Source organism: Acinetobacter sp. ANC 5045 (genome assembly GCF_004331005.1).
Taxonomy (GTDB): domain Bacteria; phylum Pseudomonadota; class Gammaproteobacteria; order Pseudomonadales; family Moraxellaceae; genus Acinetobacter; species Acinetobacter towneri.
In genome coordinates this window covers 163,294-180,398 of sequence record NZ_SJNS01000001.1, presented here as the reverse complement: position 1 = coordinate 180,398, position 17,105 = coordinate 163,294, and the positions used below count along the sequence as shown (strand labels likewise).

19 protein-coding genes are annotated in these 17,105 nt (G+C 41.6%); 12 read left to right on the top strand and 7 right to left on the bottom strand.

All coding sequences use genetic code 11. The annotated features are described in order from the left end of the window. Positions 1–117 precede the first annotated feature (117 nt). The 6 genes from bfr to gmk all read right to left on the bottom strand — a co-directional run bounded on the left by bfr (position 118) and on the right by gmk (position 5,274). The gene (gene bfr, locus E0H79_RS00945; RefSeq protein WP_131260631.1) at positions 118–582 is read right to left on the bottom strand and encodes a heteropolymeric bacterioferritin subunit Bfr; all 465 of its coding nucleotides are present in this window, start codon (positions 580–582) and stop codon (positions 118–120) included. Positions 583–1,098: 516 nt separating this feature from the next. Next, positions 1,099–1,293, bottom strand: coding sequence for a bacterioferritin-associated ferredoxin (locus E0H79_RS00940; RefSeq protein WP_131260630.1), 195 nt, complete (start codon positions 1,291–1,293; stop codon positions 1,099–1,101). Between the two features lie 171 nt (positions 1,294–1,464). Further along, the gene (locus tag E0H79_RS00935) at positions 1,465–1,848 is read right to left on the bottom strand and encodes a RidA family protein (RefSeq protein WP_004809961.1); all 384 of its coding nucleotides are present in this window, start codon (positions 1,846–1,848) and stop codon (positions 1,465–1,467) included. A gap of 121 nt (positions 1,849–1,969) precedes the next feature. Further along, the gene (locus E0H79_RS00930; RefSeq protein ID WP_131260629.1) at positions 1,970–4,072 is read right to left on the bottom strand and encodes a RelA/SpoT family protein; all 2,103 of its coding nucleotides are present in this window, start codon (positions 4,070–4,072) and stop codon (positions 1,970–1,972) included. A 220-nt stretch (positions 4,073–4,292) separates the two neighbouring features. Further along, on the bottom strand, positions 4,293–4,574 hold the full coding sequence (gene rpoZ / locus E0H79_RS00925) for a DNA-directed RNA polymerase subunit omega (RefSeq protein ID WP_004809957.1): 282 nt from the start codon (positions 4,572–4,574) through the stop codon (positions 4,293–4,295). Positions 4,575–4,650: 76 nt separating this feature from the next. Next, positions 4,651–5,274 (bottom strand): guanylate kinase, encoded by a 624-nt coding sequence (gene gmk / locus E0H79_RS00920; RefSeq protein ID WP_131260628.1) that lies wholly within the window; start codon positions 5,272–5,274, stop codon positions 4,651–4,653. A gap of 134 nt (positions 5,275–5,408) precedes the next feature. Here gmk and ispH point away from each other — a divergent pair, with 134 nt between their 5' ends. From ispH to rplS, 12 genes are all read left to right on the top strand, one after another. Then, positions 5,409–6,359 (top strand): 4-hydroxy-3-methylbut-2-enyl diphosphate reductase, encoded by a 951-nt coding sequence (gene ispH / locus E0H79_RS00915; protein WP_131260627.1) that lies wholly within the window; start codon positions 5,409–5,411, stop codon positions 6,357–6,359. Between the two features lie 163 nt (positions 6,360–6,522). Next, a complete protein-coding gene (locus E0H79_RS00910) occupies positions 6,523–6,972 on the top strand; it encodes a pilus assembly FimT family protein (protein WP_131260626.1) in 450 nt (149 codons plus the stop codon). Further along, entirely contained in the window at positions 6,972–7,520 is a 549-nt protein-coding gene (gene pilV / locus E0H79_RS00905) for a type IV pilus modification protein PilV (protein ID WP_171458196.1), read from the top strand. Before E0H79_RS00910 ends, pilV begins: the two co-directional genes overlap by 1 nt. Position 7,521: 1 nt before the next feature. After that, on the top strand, positions 7,522–8,559 hold the full coding sequence (locus E0H79_RS00900; protein WP_131260624.1) for a PilW family protein: 1,038 nt from the start codon (positions 7,522–7,524) through the stop codon (positions 8,557–8,559). Continuing rightward, positions 8,556–9,323 carry a pilus assembly PilX family protein gene (locus tag E0H79_RS00895; protein ID WP_131260623.1) on the top strand — a complete coding sequence of 256 codons (768 nt, stop codon included), beginning with the start codon at positions 8,556–8,558 and terminating at the stop codon, positions 9,321–9,323. Before E0H79_RS00900 ends, E0H79_RS00895 begins: the two co-directional genes overlap by 4 nt. A gap of 15 nt (positions 9,324–9,338) precedes the next feature. Beyond that, positions 9,339–12,818 (top strand): pilus assembly protein, encoded by a 3,480-nt coding sequence (locus E0H79_RS00890; protein WP_131260622.1) that lies wholly within the window; start codon positions 9,339–9,341, stop codon positions 12,816–12,818. 10 nt (positions 12,819–12,828) lie between these two features. Next, on the top strand, positions 12,829–13,281 hold the full coding sequence (locus E0H79_RS00885) for a type IV pilin protein (protein WP_131260621.1): 453 nt from the start codon (positions 12,829–12,831) through the stop codon (positions 13,279–13,281). Continuing rightward, on the top strand, positions 13,275–13,730 hold the full coding sequence (locus E0H79_RS00880) for a type IV pilin protein (protein ID WP_131260620.1): 456 nt from the start codon (positions 13,275–13,277) through the stop codon (positions 13,728–13,730). Before E0H79_RS00885 ends, E0H79_RS00880 begins: the two co-directional genes overlap by 7 nt. A 142-nt stretch (positions 13,731–13,872) precedes the next feature. Beyond that, entirely contained in the window at positions 13,873–14,130 is a 258-nt protein-coding gene (rpsP, locus tag E0H79_RS00875) for a 30S ribosomal protein S16 (protein WP_131260619.1), read from the top strand. 28 nt (positions 14,131–14,158) lie between these two features. Then, a complete protein-coding gene (gene rimM / locus E0H79_RS00870) occupies positions 14,159–14,707 on the top strand; it encodes a ribosome maturation factor RimM (protein WP_004974527.1) in 549 nt (182 codons plus the stop codon). 42 nt (positions 14,708–14,749) lie between these two features. Further along, positions 14,750–15,499 carry a tRNA (guanosine(37)-N1)-methyltransferase TrmD gene (gene trmD, locus E0H79_RS00865; RefSeq protein WP_131260618.1) on the top strand — a complete coding sequence of 250 codons (750 nt, stop codon included), beginning with the start codon at positions 14,750–14,752 and terminating at the stop codon, positions 15,497–15,499. Between the two features lie 173 nt (positions 15,500–15,672). Then, entirely contained in the window at positions 15,673–16,044 is a 372-nt protein-coding gene (gene rplS, locus E0H79_RS00860; protein WP_004809937.1) for a 50S ribosomal protein L19, read from the top strand. Between the two features lie 68 nt (positions 16,045–16,112). Here rplS and E0H79_RS00855 read toward each other — a convergent pair whose 3' ends face one another. Beyond that, on the bottom strand, positions 16,113–17,081 hold the full coding sequence (locus E0H79_RS00855; RefSeq protein ID WP_131260617.1) for a lipase family alpha/beta hydrolase: 969 nt from the start codon (positions 17,079–17,081) through the stop codon (positions 16,113–16,115). Positions 17,082–17,105 lie beyond the last annotated feature (24 nt).

Sequence of the window (17,105 nt, the reverse complement as noted above, 5' to 3'; positions counted from 1 at the left end):
ATTGATATTGAGAGCTTCTTCATTAGAGATAGGCAAGATACTGAATTTTAGGTAAAGTGCCCCAAAAAACAAAAGACTGGAAAACCAGTCTTTTGAGTTATCTAAACCAGATGAATCTTAGAGTTGGCTTTGAATATAGTTTTCAATACCCACAGTTTCAACCAAATCAAGCTGTGTCGTTGCCCAATCTAAATATTCTTCTTCTTTCTCTAAAATTTCCTGAACCAAATCACGGGTTACATAGTCCAATTGTTGCTCTGCTAAAACCACCGCTTTTTGAATCGCTTCAATATTTTCTTGGACTTTACGAACATCGCAATTCAAAACTTCAACTGTATGCTGACCGATATACAATTTGCCCAAGTGTTGTAAGTTTGGTAGCCCTTCTAAAAATAAAATACGTTCAATAATTTTGTCAGCATGTTTCATTTGACGAATCGACTCTTTATATTCAGCCGAGCCGAGTTGTTCAATGCCCCAATCATTAAACATACGTGAATGTAAAAAATATTGGTTAATTGCAGTCAGGTGATGATACAAAACTTGGTTGAGTTGATTAATCACATCACGATTGCCTTTCATTGCAGCACTCCATCAACAATTTCTGCCTTAAACCGCTTAAGGCAATCTATATTTCTATCTTAAACAAGACTGGGCAAAATGGCGAGTGATTTAGGGGCTATTTATACTTCATAAATGGTTTGCGCTGTCGGCTAAAACTGAGCAGATAAGGCATGAAACGAAGGGAATAGCGAGACTATTGCCAAGTTTCATAACGCAATCTGAGAAAGTTTTAGCCACAGCCTTTCAGGACAAGCATATTTTTTGCTGCTATTGCGTTATGTGCCAGTCATTTAGAATGACTAAATTTCCTGTCCCATGCCTTATATCAGCTAAAAAATATGCGTCGTCGCAAACGTAGATGAAGTATAAATAGACCCCAGACGGCAAATGAAAATCGCAATCAAAAACAATTGGCTAGGCAATGTGGAAAAATGTAAGCCAAGAAAAACCCGCTGTAGTCGGAAGCGGGGGAGGAAAAACACGGTAAAAATTTAAATAACTAAATGTGGGGAAATGTATTAGAAAATATGAGATTTATGCAGCAATGGCGAGACGAGACGCAATTTGAGCAATTTCATCACTGATGATGGCACGAGTTTCAGGTGCACAGCGACCACAGCACGTACCTAAATCAAACATATCGCGAATTTCACGATAGCTGTCTGCACCATTGGCAACGGCTTCTTTAATGTCTTGATCTGTAATACCACGGCATAAGCAAACGTACATGAATGCAACCACAATAATGAAATAAGATAAGAGTTATTATTGATAATTATTATCGTTTGTCAATAAAAATCATTTGAAAAGTCATTTATTGTAATTGGGTTTTTGAATTAAAAAATGCCACTTAATAGGTGGCATCGTTTATTTGTTTTTAAGCATTTGAATAATAATGACTTATGAATTGATAATCACCACGCCATCCATTTCAACTAAAGCACCTTTAGGTAAGCTAGCCACACCTAAGGCTGCACGCGCAGGATAAGGTTGTGCAAAATATTCACCCATAATCTGATTGACCAATTGGAAGTGTGATAAATCAGTCAGGAAAATATTGAGCTTGGCAATATCGGCCAAAGAGCCACCCGCCGCTTCGCAAACGGCTTTTAAGTTATCAAATACGCGGCGAATTTGCGCTTCAATGCCTTCTACCAATTCCATGCTGTATGGGTCTAAACCAATTTGACCTGATAAATAAACAGTATTGCCAACTAAAATGGCTTGAGAGTACGTACCAATTGCTGCAGGTGCATTTTCAGTATGGATGACTTGGCGAGACATTGATTTCTCCTAAAATAATTTATAAACATCATAGACCATCAGACTGCATCACAGTAGTCTTATTGGTAAATAATGCGAAAAGTAGTGTCTGTACTGTGTAGGCGAATTGCCTTGCCAAGCCTTAACAGGCTTTGGCTTCTTCGGCAATGCTGATGGGACGCGCTAAGCGGCTAATTCGTGGAAAACCGAAGTGCATACGCAAATCACGAATAATTTTGGCAATTTGCTTACGGTTATTCACCACAATATTCACATGAGTCTTGCCATCGTGGCTGCGTACCATTTCCACACCCGTTTTGGCCTTACGACATTGATAGATCAAATCGGAAATTTGTTCGTCATTCATATCCATATCAATGCTGAGGTAAGCGGTAAAACTCACGTCATCCACATCTTCTGAAGTCCATTGTAGCGGCATGATATTTTCAGGATGCAGGTGCTGCTCATGCAGTAAGTTGTTGCAGCGCGCACGATGCACAATCAAGCCGCGACGTGACAAGTTGCCCTGAATCGGGTCGCCCAGCACAGGGTTGCAACAGTGCGCATATTTCACGTCAATGCCTTCTGTGCCCTGAATCAGACGGTCAGAATGTTCGTTGCTGTCCTGATCGAGAGCGTAAATGTGATTTGCCACCAACTGCGGCAATAAGTCACCGACTGCAATTTGCTCAAATAAACGGTCTTTGGAGTCGATATGACGCCATTGCAACACATTTAACCAATCTGCTTCGGTTAGGTCTTGAATCGAGTGATTAAACAATTTTAGCGCACGGTTCAGGGCTTGCTGCCCCACCAAACGCTGTTCTTCAATATCCTGATCACGCAGAATGTTTTGTAAGGCACGACGGGCCTTTTGGGTATTAATAAAACTTAGCCAGTCTGGGTTTGGTGTGGCTAAAACATCGGTGATGATTTCGACCACTTGCCCGCTGATCAGTGGCGTCGAAAGTGGTTTACTTTCACCATTAATTTTTGTACCGACTGCGTGGTTACCTAAGAATAAACTGGCTGCATAGGCAAAATCAACCGCGGTGGCGCCTTGCGGCAATTCATGTAAATGTCCGTGCGGGGTATAAACATGAATTTTCTCTTGGTGCAGATAATCCAGTAAATCGCTAAATGTAGTTTTGGCACATTCACCATCAACCAACACGTTTAAGCTTTTCATAGAGGCTTGAATGGCAGAACGGCAGGCTTGTGGTGCGTTTTCACCCAAGACTACGCCAAAACGTGCGGCTTTACGCATCAATTCAGTTTGAATGGTGAGTGATAAGGTGGTTTGTTCACCTTTTAGACGCATCATGAGTGATTGGTTACCGCCTGGTAGGGGGCGACGGATATGATCTTCATAATGCAAGACCTGAAAGTTGTCACGTAAAATATCGGCCAAACGGTCACAGTCGGCAATGCTTTGTAAAATAATTTCAAACGCATGGCTGTGGGTCAGTTCTTGTAAATCAATATCGTTTTTAACAAAGTGGCGCAGTAATTCAATGTTGTTATTTTTCTTTTTAATACGACCTGCAATTTGATTGTCTTGCAGTAGGTCGGCAAGGTTTTGTTCCCATTTGGACTGGTATTCACAGCGTTTTGGCTTGGTGTGCAAAAGGGCGGCTTGCACATCGTTATACATATCTAAATCAAGATTTTGATAACACAGATGTTCGAGGTTATCTGCCATTTCATTCATACCCACGATACGTGCCATGGGTACAAATACATCAAAGGTTTCTTGGGCGATACGTGCGCGTTTGTCTGGTCGCAGCGCATCTAAAGTGGTCATGTTGTGATAGCGGTCTGCCAGTTTCACAATAATGACACGTGGATCCTGTAAGGTCGCTTGCAGAATTTTACGGAACGATGCGGCTTTGTTGTATTCCTTGTCGCTGGAATGGCTAAGTTTGGTCACACCATCGACTAGTTCGGCAACGGTGCGTCCAAATTTTTCTGTGATGTCATCTTTGCTGTAGTCAGTATCTTCAATGACGTCATGCAATAGGGCAGCAATGAGCGTGTCGGCATCCAAACGCATGTGCGCCAAAATACAACTGACCGCAATCGGGTGTAACACATACGGTTCACCACTTTTACGGGTAACGCCATCATGCGCATGTTCGGCATAATCGCAAGCCGTAAGCACCTGTTCGACTTCACTTACACTCAGGTAAGGTTCGATCATGGCTTGAAGCTGTTGTTTGGCTTGGCTAACCTCTACGCCTGGCATATAACACCCTTTAAAATACAAGTGATAACGAATCTACAGTTAGACCTTATAATGAAAAGCATATTGCATGACTTGTCAATTTTTTTGTACCAAAACATAAGGTCATTAGACCATTTAAAATCAGGTCTTAATCCTTATGTTATAACGGTTTTTAGCGCAAGATTAAAGTTCAGACAACAAAAAAGCCTAGTAAAAAACTAGGCTTTTCAGAAAGTCGTTCTTATTGGAAAGAAAAACCATCTAAATTCAAGTTATTTGCTGAAAGTGCGAGGTCAAGACTCGAAGTTTGATAGTCTTGATCACGTTGTTTCAAAATGTCTTTGGAAACGTGACCTTCTGCAATTTCACGTAAAGCAACAACGGTAGGTTTGTCGTTGTCCCACTCAACGGTAGGTTCTATGCCTTGACGTGCCAATTGACGCGCGCGCTTGCTTGCCACTAGTACAAGCTCAAAGCGGTTGTCTACATGGTCTAAACAATCTTCAACGGTAACGCGTGCCATAAGAATTCTCGTTCGAATAATAAATTTAAACAGACTGTGCAGTATAAGGTGCTTTGCTTATAGACTCAAGTTTTAATCACGCGCTTGGCGGGCTAATTAACTTTTCAATCAGGGCTTGATGACGATGTGCCTGCTGCGCCATCACCAAACGATTAGCCGTAATCACCGATTCTAAATCGTGCAGGGCCTTATTAAAGTCATCATTAATAATCACATAGTCAAAATTGACATATTGTTGCATGTCTTCAACTGCACAGCCTAGACGATGTTCAATCACATCGACTGCATCGGTGCCACGGTTAGACAAACGCTCGCGTAAATCAAACTGACTTGGTGGAAGAATAAAAATTTGCTTCGATTCAGGAAAAAGATTGCGTACTTGCTGAGCGCCTTGCCAGTCAATTTCAAGCAACACATCGTGACCTTTGGCTAACTGCTCTTTAACCGTCGCTTGCGCGGTGCCGTAATAATTGCCAAACACCTCTGCATACTCAATAAAACCGCCTTGCTCTACCAAGTCGATAAAATCTTGTTTTTGCGTGAAGTGATAATGCACACCATCGAGTTCGCCGGGACGTTGACCACGTGTTGTGTGAGAAACTGAAACGTGTAAATTATTCACACGCTCAAGCAGGGCTTTAACGAGGGATGTTTTGCCTGTTCCTGAAGCGGCAGAAACGACAAACAATAGACCCGACATGATATTTTTCCTGATATGATAAAATATCTTCTCTATTTTAGAGTAGACGCCCCTTAAACAAAATAGCCAAGATGGCTTTTGTTGGCATAAATTTTAAAACATCCCACCTATTTAACTTCAACATAGAGGGTTCTATGGAAATTGTATTGGCGAATCCACGTGGTTTTTGTGCAGGTGTAGACCGAGCAATTGCGATTGTAAATCGTGCCCTTGAGTGTTTTAACCCACCTATTTATGTGCGTCACGAAGTGGTTCACAACAAATTTGTGGTAGATGACTTGCGTCAGCGCGGTGCGATTTTTGTCGATGAGCTAGATGAAGTGCCAGATGACAATATCGTGATTTTTAGTGCGCATGGCGTATCTAAAGCGGTGCAGCAAGAAGCGGAGCGTCGTGGTTTAAAAGTATTTGATGCGACTTGTCCATTGGTCACCAAAGTGCATATTGAGGTGACTAAGTATGCGCGTGAAGGCAGCGAAGCCATTTTGATTGGGCATGAAGGCCACCCAGAAGTTGAAGGTACGATGGGACAATATGACAAGAAAAATGGCGGCGAAATTTATTTGGTGGAAGATGAAGATGATGTGGCTGCACTTGCAGTTCAGCATCCAGATAAAGTGGCTTTTGTGACACAAACTACCTTATCGATTGATGATACTGCCAAAGTGATTGATGCCTTACGCCAAAAATATCCAAATATTCAAGGACCGCGTAAAGACGATATTTGCTACGCCACTCAAAACCGTCAGGATGCAGTGCGTGACTTAGCCAATCAGTGTGATGTGGTGTTGGTGGTTGGTTCTCCAAACTCATCTAACTCCAACCGTTTGCGCGAGTTAGCCGAACGTATGGGGAAACACGCCTATTTGGTGGATAATGCAGACGAGTTGGAGCAAGCATGGTTTCAGCCGAATACAAAAATTGGGGTGACTGCGGGCGCATCTGCACCAGAAATTTTAATTAAACAAGTGATTCAGCGTTTGCAAGACTGGGGTGCAACTGCCCCTGAAGAGCTTGCAGGCCGTGAAGAAAATATTACCTTTAGTTTACCGAAAGAGTTACGTATTCCTGTAACTCAGGCTTAAACTGAGAAATAGATAACAATCTAATTTTTATTTTAAAAATAAGCAGATGATTGTGATATGACAGTCATCTGCTTTTTTATGCCTTTTATCCTGAAGTGTGCGGGTTTTGTAAAGTTGTTGGTTATTATTTTTAATAGGGCAAAGTCTGTGTCTTGGGGGGAGTATGCGAAAAAAAGAAAACGGGTTCACCTTAATTGAGTTGATGGTGACCATTGCGGTGTTGGCGATTATCGCGATGATGGCGGCTCCTGCATTCAGAGACATGATGCTCCGACAAAACTTAAATAGTAGTAGCCAAGAGTTAATTGCTGTATTGACTCAAGCAAGGGCAAAAGCCGTGCTTGAGCGTAGAGTAGTAGAGGTGCAGCTCAGCACAGCTCGGTTGGATACTCCAGTTGGAAATACTGAAGATGAATTAAATTGGATGCCGAAAGGTAATGCAATATTAGTTTCAAGCCCTACTTCAATCGAATTTGCAATTAACGGGAGTGTTCGGGGGGCGAATAGCGATACAACTTTTAATATCTGTAATGAGGCAGGTGGATCTACTTCAAGAATTGTGAGTATTTCTAGAATGGGGACGATTCAACAGGTTGCAGAGGGGACTTGCTAATGAAAACAATGAGTCAGCAACGTGGTGTGGGTTTGGTTGAAATCTTGGTGGCATTACTTATTCTTGCATTAGGTGTATTAGGTTTTGTGGCATTGCAATATCGAGCTATTGAGGCTTCGTCTGAGAGCACCTATAGAGTGCAAGCTGTAAATATTGCAAGAGACTTGGCTGAAAGAATCAGGGTGAATCGTGGGGGAGTGGGGGAGTATGTTTGTGAGTTTAGGAATGCAGATACATCTATTACCTGTCCTGCGGAGCAAGCAATTGCAACACAAGCCACTTTAAGAGCTTTTGCAAGGAACTGTATTGAAGAAAATTGTAACTCTACAGAAATGGCTGATTTTGATGTCGCGCAAGTCGCTGTTAAAGCAGAAACGATAGGTATGACAGTGAACATGTTGCCTTGTCAGGGTAATGTTAATGAGCGTCAGTGTATTTATGTGGCGTGGAATGATACAAGTGCAACCAATGGGGATGGTGCTGACGATTGTACAAATGGCGCAGCCTATAATGCTAATTCTACTTGCCTAATTATGGAGGTGTATTGAGATGACCAAGCAGAAGGGCTTTACCCTGATTGAGCTCATGATTGCACTTGCTTTAGGTTTGGTGATTACTGCATCTGCAATTTTGTTATTTTTCACAGGACAGAAGGGTTATTTTTTGCAGCGAGGTATGGCTGATGTACAAGATAATGCCAACTTTGGTCTAAATCAAATCACAAAAGATATTCGTTTAGCAAATTTAAATGTAGATCAAGCTGTAATTAATGACCGTACTTCCTATGGTGGCGTGGTTTTGACCTCTTCTATAAATGCTGATAAAGACAATTCAACTCCAGCAATTCCGCTGAGCAATTTATTTAGAACAATTACTGGTAACTCTGCAAATGAAAATTTACTTTCTAGAAGTGCTTTGCATGATTCAAATGTAGAGTGTGCTTTAGATTCTGAAGGGTGTGATCTTGGTGATGACTTAATGAGTGATCAATTAGTGATCCAATATAGACCTCAATATATAGAAGTGGATGGTGAATGGTTTGGTGGTTTTGATTGTGAGGGAAACCCTATTCAGTTTGCTATAAATTTACCTAAAAGAATTATTGTACAGCGTTATTTTTTGCGGACAGACACGAATGCTTCTGCAGATGAGCCGAACCAAACTTTGGCGTTAGCTTGTGATGCTGGTTGGTATGCTGAGCCACATGTGAATGCGAGTGGCACACGAGTAAACCCAACAACTGTAACGGGTTTTGGCGGAGATGGTGAAATTATTATGAAGCGAGTGGATCATTTTCGTGTATTGCTAGGAATAGAAAACAATAGTCGTTATCAATATATTCCAGTAGATGAGTATATGGCACTCGCTGCACCTAAGCCACGTATTCTATCGTTACAGATAGGCGCGTTAGTGCGTTCTGCACAAACGGTTGGGCGTGATAATTTAATTAGAGATGACCAGCAATTTAGAGTGTTAGACCAAACAGTTTCGGTCACAGTGCCTACAAATACTAATGCAAGATATGTTCGTCAGGTTGTTTCTCAGACTGTTGCATTGCGCAACACTTTTGGAGGGCGTGGGCAATGAAGTTTAGACAACAGGGCTCTACCCTAATTATTGTTCTGATTTTTTTGGTGGCAATTACCATTATTGGAACTTTAGCGATTCGTCAAAGTATGGTTGGGCTGAATATCGCAACCAATAGTCAGGTGCAACAATTACTTGTACAAAACTCTGATGCAGCTTTTTTTAATGTAGAGGAAGAGCGTAATTTACTTCGCAGTTTAGCTTCTAACGGCATGTTTGGATTTATAGATACGCCTAATAGAAAGGATGTGGAGATGGTGTTTTGTTTTAGGGGAACAAACACTGATTTCTTTAACTTAAATCAGGCAAGTTTAATGCAGTGGCGCGAAGGTGATACGACGCCAACCAACGATATGATGGGGACTAATGGTTATTGTGATGTTGAGAAAACAGGTAATTTCTTTACCAGTGGTCGTAGAGTAACAATGACTCAGGTTGCGGTTAAGTTTCCAAGTAGTATGCCTGACACAGATCCTTTTTTTGGTGCACTTTATAACACTGATGAGGAGGTATTAAAGCGTCTGGAGGCGGTGAAAGTTGTAAAAGTATTTGCTGTGTCTATTACGCCTGGCATTAGCAATGTAGATCGCACTCGTATTAACGAATGCTTACAACAGCGTATGAATGAAGTGACGATTCCTGATGGTACAACAGTGAATGAAAATGCACCTGAGAGATTAAGTGTAACCGAGTGTCTAGACAGTTTAAATATTCCTTTTGCCTCACATGTCAATGAGTATGTTATTGCTCAAGACTTTAGTTAATATTGGAGTAAGAAAATGAATAAAATGAAGAAAAATGCTTTGCACAAAGCTTATATTCGGACTCTACTTGCCACCAGTATTAGCGCCGTGGTGACGGGTACAACTTTAAGTGGTATTGCACAGGCAAGTGATATTGATATTTATCAGACTGCCAAGTCTGGGGATATTACCCTAATGTTTATGTTGGATATTTCTGGGAGTATGACATCTCAGCATAGTTCCAATACATTTGCTAGACCCGCCTGTGAGTTGGCAACGAATCAGAGTATGACGCCAAGATCAGCACTGGAAACGCCTATTGTAGGTGGCCCAACATATCGACGCCAATGGTGTGAGCGAAATGGAAGGCGGTATGATGACCGAATTACACGTGTAAAGGATGGGATGATGGATTTACTTTTTGGTAATCCAGCGAAAGGTATTTCTAGACTTTCAGATGATAAAATTATTGGTTTATCAACTTTAGGTGCTAATAATGGTCGTCGCATTGGAACCTCTGGAGCCCAAAGTTATCAAAATGGCGCCATAGTAGTACCAGCTAGACGCTTAGATGATAATGTTGGCGGGAAAACGCAACGACAAATTCTAATAGATACTATTGTTGAGCTAGAAGCAAACTCAGCAACACCTACTGCGCGTTCGTATGCAGAAGCTGTTGCATATATGATGGGGAGGAACACGGCAGGGCAAACAGGAAATGGCTGGCAATACTCTGATGCTAGTACAAAAAAAGGTGTAACAACTAATACTAATGGAGCATATAATCCACCAGCATCTTTGACACAAACTGCACAAGCAAGACAATGTAGCGGACAAGGAATATATGTTTTAACTGATGGTGAGCCGACTATTTATGATAATACGCAAGGATTAATCAGAACAGCCTTAGGTAATACTGGTTTTTCATGTAGTGGAGATTGGGACTGTATTCATAAATTAAGCATTGACCTATTAGATCCGACAAAGAATGCTCAAGGTTTAAAGTTTAAAACGGCCGTGGTAGGTTTTGGTGGTGATTTTAATGATGTAACTTCTTTTGATAAAAATAAAACACAAGCTGACAATTTAGCGGCTTTAGGAGTGATAAATACAAATGTTAAAAGAGCAGCCTATTGGGGAATTATTGGAGAAGGCGGTTGGTATTCAGGTAATGAGTCACAAGATGTCGTAAATAGCGTAAATGATTTTATTAGCAGCTTAAGTACAGAAATCCCTTCGGTTACCACAGGTTCACCTACAATTCCTGCGGATGCGCTGAATCCGTCCGTATTGCAAAACAATGCTTATTTCCCACAATTTCAACCTACACCAGAAAAACCAACTCAATCATGGTTGGGGAATTTGAAAAAATACTTGGTACATAGCTCAGGGAAATTGGTGGGTAAAAGTGGAGCAAGCATTTTTGATGATCGTGGAGCGATTAAAAAAGATGTAAGTGATTATTGGACTTCAGATGTTACGACCTCAGGAGGTGTGTTAGAACAGCTTAAATTACGTAGTAATCCGACAGCACCAGCAATAGCTTCTCGTAAATTACTCACAAACCGTACTTTTAATACAACGACTTCTGCGTTTGAAAGCGGTACGAATCTACAACGTGTCAATTTAGATTATTTAACTCAGGCAGACACAAAAAATGATCCATATAGAGGATATTTAATGTCTCTCTTAGGGTATAAGCTGTCTGAAAGTCAACTCAATAATCCAAGCACGATAAGTAATTTGGGTGCCGTGGAAGAGCTTCGACAATTAGGTGCTGTAATGCATTCATCTCCTGTTTTATTAACAACAGAGGGTGAAATTAAGTTTATAGATAACAAGCTTGATACAACCCAACGTAAAGACTTTGTCTTATTTGGTACAACGCAAGGTTTATTACATGTTGTAGATGCCAAAACAGGTGATGAAAAATTTGCTTTTGTACCAAATGAAATGCTTGAGAGTCAAAAAGAAGCTTTTTCAATACCAGAGTTATCTAATGGTGGTTTGAGCAAGCTCTATTATGGGGTTGATGGTCCTTGGACGGCTTATACTGAATATGCTGTCAATTCAACAGGTAAATTGGTTGTAGGAAAAGGTGCATATAGCCAAGAAGGTAGATTGAATGTATATGGCGGCTTACGCATGGGTGGGCGTAGCTATTATGCACTCGATTTACAAGATATGAATAATCCTAAACTCAAGTTTCATATTAATCCTGATGCTGTAACCTCAGGGCCTTTAAGCTACATGGGACAAAGTTGGTCTAAACCACGTTTGGCGTGGGTAAATTGGAAAGGAAAAAGAACACAAGTAATGTTCGTTGGTGGCGGCTATGATGCTGGCGGAGTGGATGGTAATGCTAAAGATGCCGCTGGTCTGAAAGGCATCTATGCTGGTTATGAAAATGATGAATATGTGCAGAACAATAAACGCGGTGCTGGTGTTTATATGTTTGATGCCGACGATGGAGAACTCTTGTGGTGGGCGAGTGCTAATGCAGGATCCAGTAGCAGTGCTTCAACAGATTCGGGCGTGATAAGAACACATCATGATGATTTAAAATATAGTGTAGTCAGTGAAATTAGAACGGTCGACCGTGACAGTGATGGTTTAACTGATCATTTATATTTTGGTGATCTGGGTGGGCAGGTATTCCGTATTGATTTAGACAATAAAACGAAGACTTTAGGTGCTTTTGCAAAAAGTCCTGTGCGTCTGTTGGATTTAACAGTCACAGGTGGGAAGAAAACACGTTTTTATGATATGCCTGCTTTTTCCTTATATAAGTCAACGACTGGGGAAACTTTTGCAGTGATATCTATAGGCAGTGGTAATAGAAGCTCACCTTTAGCTGAATATACCAACGGCTTAGGATATAGCGAAGACGCAATATTTAATATTTATGATAAAGATGTTGCTAATCGAGATCTATATAAGACAGGTTATAGCCATACCACGCAAAATATACGCAAAAATAACTTGGGTTTAATTACTGAAAGTGATCGTAAAAATAATTCGACTTTAAAAGCACCATATACGAGTAGCAACGGTTGGTATTATCCATTCCAATCTTTTAAAGTACAAAGTGAAAAAGTATATGGTACGCCAGTGGCGATGAAGTCGGTGTTGCATGTTTCTACTTTTGATGGATCTAAACCTGGTATTTCGGGTGACTGTGGGGCAGGTGTGAAAGGAGAAAGTTTTGTAACTCGTTTTTGTCTACCTTACGGACAATGTGAACCAAGTAAATTTGGCAATGATTGGTTTAGTAAAGATAATCAGGGCCCTGGTATTCATACTATTGCAGTAATTGGTGGTGGTACAGGTGGTGGCACTGGTGGCGGTACTGGTGGTGGTACTGGTGGTGGTACTGGTGGTGGAAGTGAGAAAAATTATTGCTTGAATGCAGATTCAGTGAGGGTTTATAACCAGTCTGGAAGTAGTGATGGGGAGCCAACTCAAGTTTGTCTAATTCCTCAACGCTGGTATGAAAAAATTAGTTCGATTAGGTAGGGGCAGATATATGAATAATGCATTATCTATTCAGAAAGGTTTTACCTTAATTGAGCTGATGGTTGTAGTTGTGATTGTTGCAATTATTGCAGCAATCGCTATTCCAAGTTATCAGGAATATGTGCGTAGAGCAAATGCTGCACAAGCACAGCAAGAGGTGCAGCGCTTAGCAAGTGAACTTGAACGTTGGAAATCACGTAATTTTAATTATTTAGGCTTTAATCTTACTCCCAATGCTGTTCAAAACTACACTTTTGAGGTTCGAGATGGTGCTGCCGGAAATCCAGCTCTTACAGCAACAGCAGCAAGCGGGACGAGTTGGGTGATACGTGCTGTGCACAATGATGGTCGAAACTTTAGCTACTTAATGAGTAGTAATGGAATTCGTTGTAAAAATAAAACCAGCAGCAATGTGACGTTTACAGAATGTGGGACAGATACAACAGGGAGTGAGGCATGGTAAAAAAACACTTCTCTGGATTTACGTTGATTGAACTTATGATTGTGGTGGCAATCGTTGCTATTTTGGCAGCAATAGCTTATCCCTCTTATCAGGAATATGTACGTAAAACAAAACGTGTTGAAGCTCAAGCAGAGCTTATGGAGCTTGCTAGTAAATTACAGCGCTACAAAGTTGCCAATTTTACGTTTATACAAGCTGATGGAAATCCAATTACATTGGCAAATATTGGAGAAACAGTTCCATTAACAATTCCACGCCAAGGACAAGCACTTTATACAGTTACTCTAACCGGAGTAACTGCAAACACGTGGACTTTAAATGCAATCCCTATCTCCGGAACTTCTCAACAAACAGACGGTCATAATCGACTCAACCACCGTGGTGAAAAATGTTGGACTAAGGGGGGTACTTGCACACCATCTGCAACTTCCAACTGGGACGGCAAATAAATAAATTCAAACCTGCGGATAAATACGTTTAGATCTTTCATTCAGGGCAAATTTCGCGTAAAATATTGCCCTCTATGAAAGGGGTTTGAAATGTATCGATGGTCGGTACAGGGATAATCCGTAAAAACTATAAGGTTGTATCATGGTAGTTATTCGTCTTACTCGTGGTGGTGCTAAAAAGCGTCCATTCTATCAAATCGTTGTAACTGACAGCCGCAATGCGCGTGACGGTCGTTTCATCGAACGTATCGGTTTCTTCAACCCAACAGCTCAGGGTAAAGCAGAAAAACTTCGTTTAGATGCTGACCGTTTTGCTCACTGGGTTTCTCAAGGTGCTCAACCATCTGAACGTGTTGCTTCTTTAGCTGCTCAAGCGAAGAAAGCTGCAGCTGCTGCATAATTTTTACAAATTAAGTCGTAGGTAGCCCATGACACCAACACAGAATGTGCCCGAAGATCGTATTCAGATTGGACAGCTACGTTCAGCTTATGGATTAAATGGGTGGCTCTGGGTCTATTCCAATACAGAACCCATGAGCAACATATTTGACTACCTGCCTTGGTACATTGAAACCAAAGCAGGTTGGCAAATGGTCGATGTAAAACGTTGGAAACCACATGGCAAAGGCTTGGTGGTCAGCTTAAAAGGTGTGAGTGATCGTACCGCAGCAGACAACTTGGTTGGCGCAAATATCTGGATTTCAAAAGCGCAACTGCCTCAACCGGGCGTGGACGAGTATTATTGGTCTGATTTAAAAGGTCTAACAGTGTTAGGTCTGGACGATGACGAACAAGAAGTGAACCTCGGTCAAATCCATGAACTGTTTGAAACAGGTGCCAATGACGTGATGGTGGTTCGCGCAACTGCCGATAGCGTCGATGGCGAAGAGCGTATGATTCCATGGCATAAAGATGTGGTACAACGCGTTGATCTCGAAGCGGGTCGCATCTACGTGAATTGGGGCGTAGATTATTAATCCTTTTAGGATTCGCAGAGCAGGAAAATAGAGGAGTCTGCGGTGTTTTTTGCAGTCATTACGCTTTTTCCTGAAATGTTTGAAGCGATTACAGCTTACGGTATTAGCGGACGTGCAGCACAACGTGACTTGATGCAAATTCATTGTATTAATCCACGTGATTATGCACAGGGCAACTACAAACGGGTGGATGAACGTCCATTTGGTGGTGGTCCAGGTATGGTGATGATGGCAGAGCCTTTGGCGCAAGCAATCCAGCATGCCAAACAGCTTGCACAGCAAGCAGGAGCAGTTCATGTACCTGTGGTGTATATGTCGCCACAAGGTAAAACCTTAAACGAAACTGCAGTACAACAATTCGTTGAATATGATGGCTTAATTGTATTGTGCGGTCGCTATGAAGGGGTCGATGAGCGTTTAATCCAAAACTATGTTGATCAGGAATGGTCGATTGGGGATTACGTGTTGTCGGGTGGTGAACTACCTGCGATGGTGTTATTAGACAGTATTATTCGGAGACTTCCGGGTGCTATGTCTGATGAGCAATCTCATGTGCAAGACTCATTTGTGGATGGTCTTTTAGATTGCCCACAATATACCAAGCCAGACCATTTTGAAGGTTTGGATGTCCCTGAAGTACTAAAGTCGGGACATCATGCCAATATTGAAAAATGGCGGTTTTTGCAGCGTTATCAACGGACTTTAGAGCGTCGACCTGAGTTGATTGAAAAAGTTGAGTTGAGCAAGCAGCAAAAAAAATGGCTAAAAGATTCGCAAGGACAGACCAAGTAATCGGTTTGTCTAAGCAAAATTGCTACAGACAGTGTGTTTGTAGTTTTTAAATAGGCTCTTTATGCATTGAAGCGGTCAGGCATAAAGGGAAAGTCAATCGGGTCTATGCGCTTTAGCCTCTATACCCAGTGGAAATCAGACCTCTTCTGACCCACACATATTGGAGATACCCCATGAGTGGTAAGCATCCTTTAGTACAAGCTGTTGAGAATGCACAGCTTAAGCAAGACATCCCAGCTTTTGCACCAGGCGATACAGTTATCGTTCAAGTAAAAGTTAAAGAAGGTGATCGTGAGCGTCTACAAGCGTTCGAAGGCGTTGTCATTGCGAAGAAAAACCGTGGTTTGAACTCTGCGTTCACAGTACGTAAAATTTCTAGCGGTATTGGTGTTGAGCGTGTTTTCCAAACTCACTCTCCAATCGTTGCGAAAATCGAAGTGAAACGTCGTGGTGACGTTCGTCGTGCTAAACTTTACTACCTACGCGAATTGTCTGGTAAAGCTGCACGTATTCGTGAAAAATTACCAGCACGTAAACAAGGTTAATTTTAACTTTGCGTTACAGCTAAAAAATGCGCCGCTTAGGCGCATTTTTTTATGTCTGGTATTTGAGTTTATAAACCTTGCATTTTTAAGCGATTGGCATGTTGACGATATACATCAACAGGATCAGGCGCAAAAATATCTTTCATGCCCAAGAGTTGATTGACTTCGTCCAAGTGGTTCCAATAGTAATTATCACGAATGGTTTTACCAAATTTGGCGCTGCAGCGTGATACCAAACCATCATTATCACGACCATTATCAATCAACAAACTGGTCGCCAACATGGCTGAGTCTGGATCAAGTAAATTAGTGACAGCCGTATTGCCCGTAAATGAATAGAACTGGATGCCTTTTTCTTGATAAGCGCCCTCACCACAACTTGTCGTTGGCATACCCATTGGGAATTTGCTGTTAAATTGTGCAGAACCAGCCAAAGTTAAGCTTTTTGCACTCGCCAACGAATCATGTGGATAGCTGTTTGGATCTAAACCTTGTGCCCAAGTGATGGTTTTGGAAACTAAATTGACCATGTCGATTAATGGCTTTTCAAGTGGTGTGCCTTGTACTTTTAAAATAAAGTCAGCTACAGGCGAGCCTTTGTTAGGTGAACCGACCGCAGTCAGCGATGCGACTTTAGACGGCATCACGCCTGCAACATAACGAATAGTGGGCCCACCATGTGAGTGACCAATTAAGTTGACTTTGCTTGCACCTGTAATTGCAAGAATTTCATCGACCTGTTGTGCCAGTTGTTCCCCACGAACTTCGGATGAGTTAAAAGGAGATACACGGGTTGCCCAAGCGTTTGCACCGTTACGTGCTAAATTGGGTAAAATTTGGTACCAATAATCGACACCTAACTGATCTCCACCAATATTGATAAAGCCTGCCATACCGTGAGTAAACACAATCGGATATTTGGTTTTGGCATAACTGGAGATCACGAAGTTAGATTTGACCTGTTCTGCATTGGATGCGTGCGCGGTACTGAAGGTACTAGCCGCAATTAAGCCTGCAATGAATAATCCATATTTCATATAACATCCTCTATTTTATTGTGC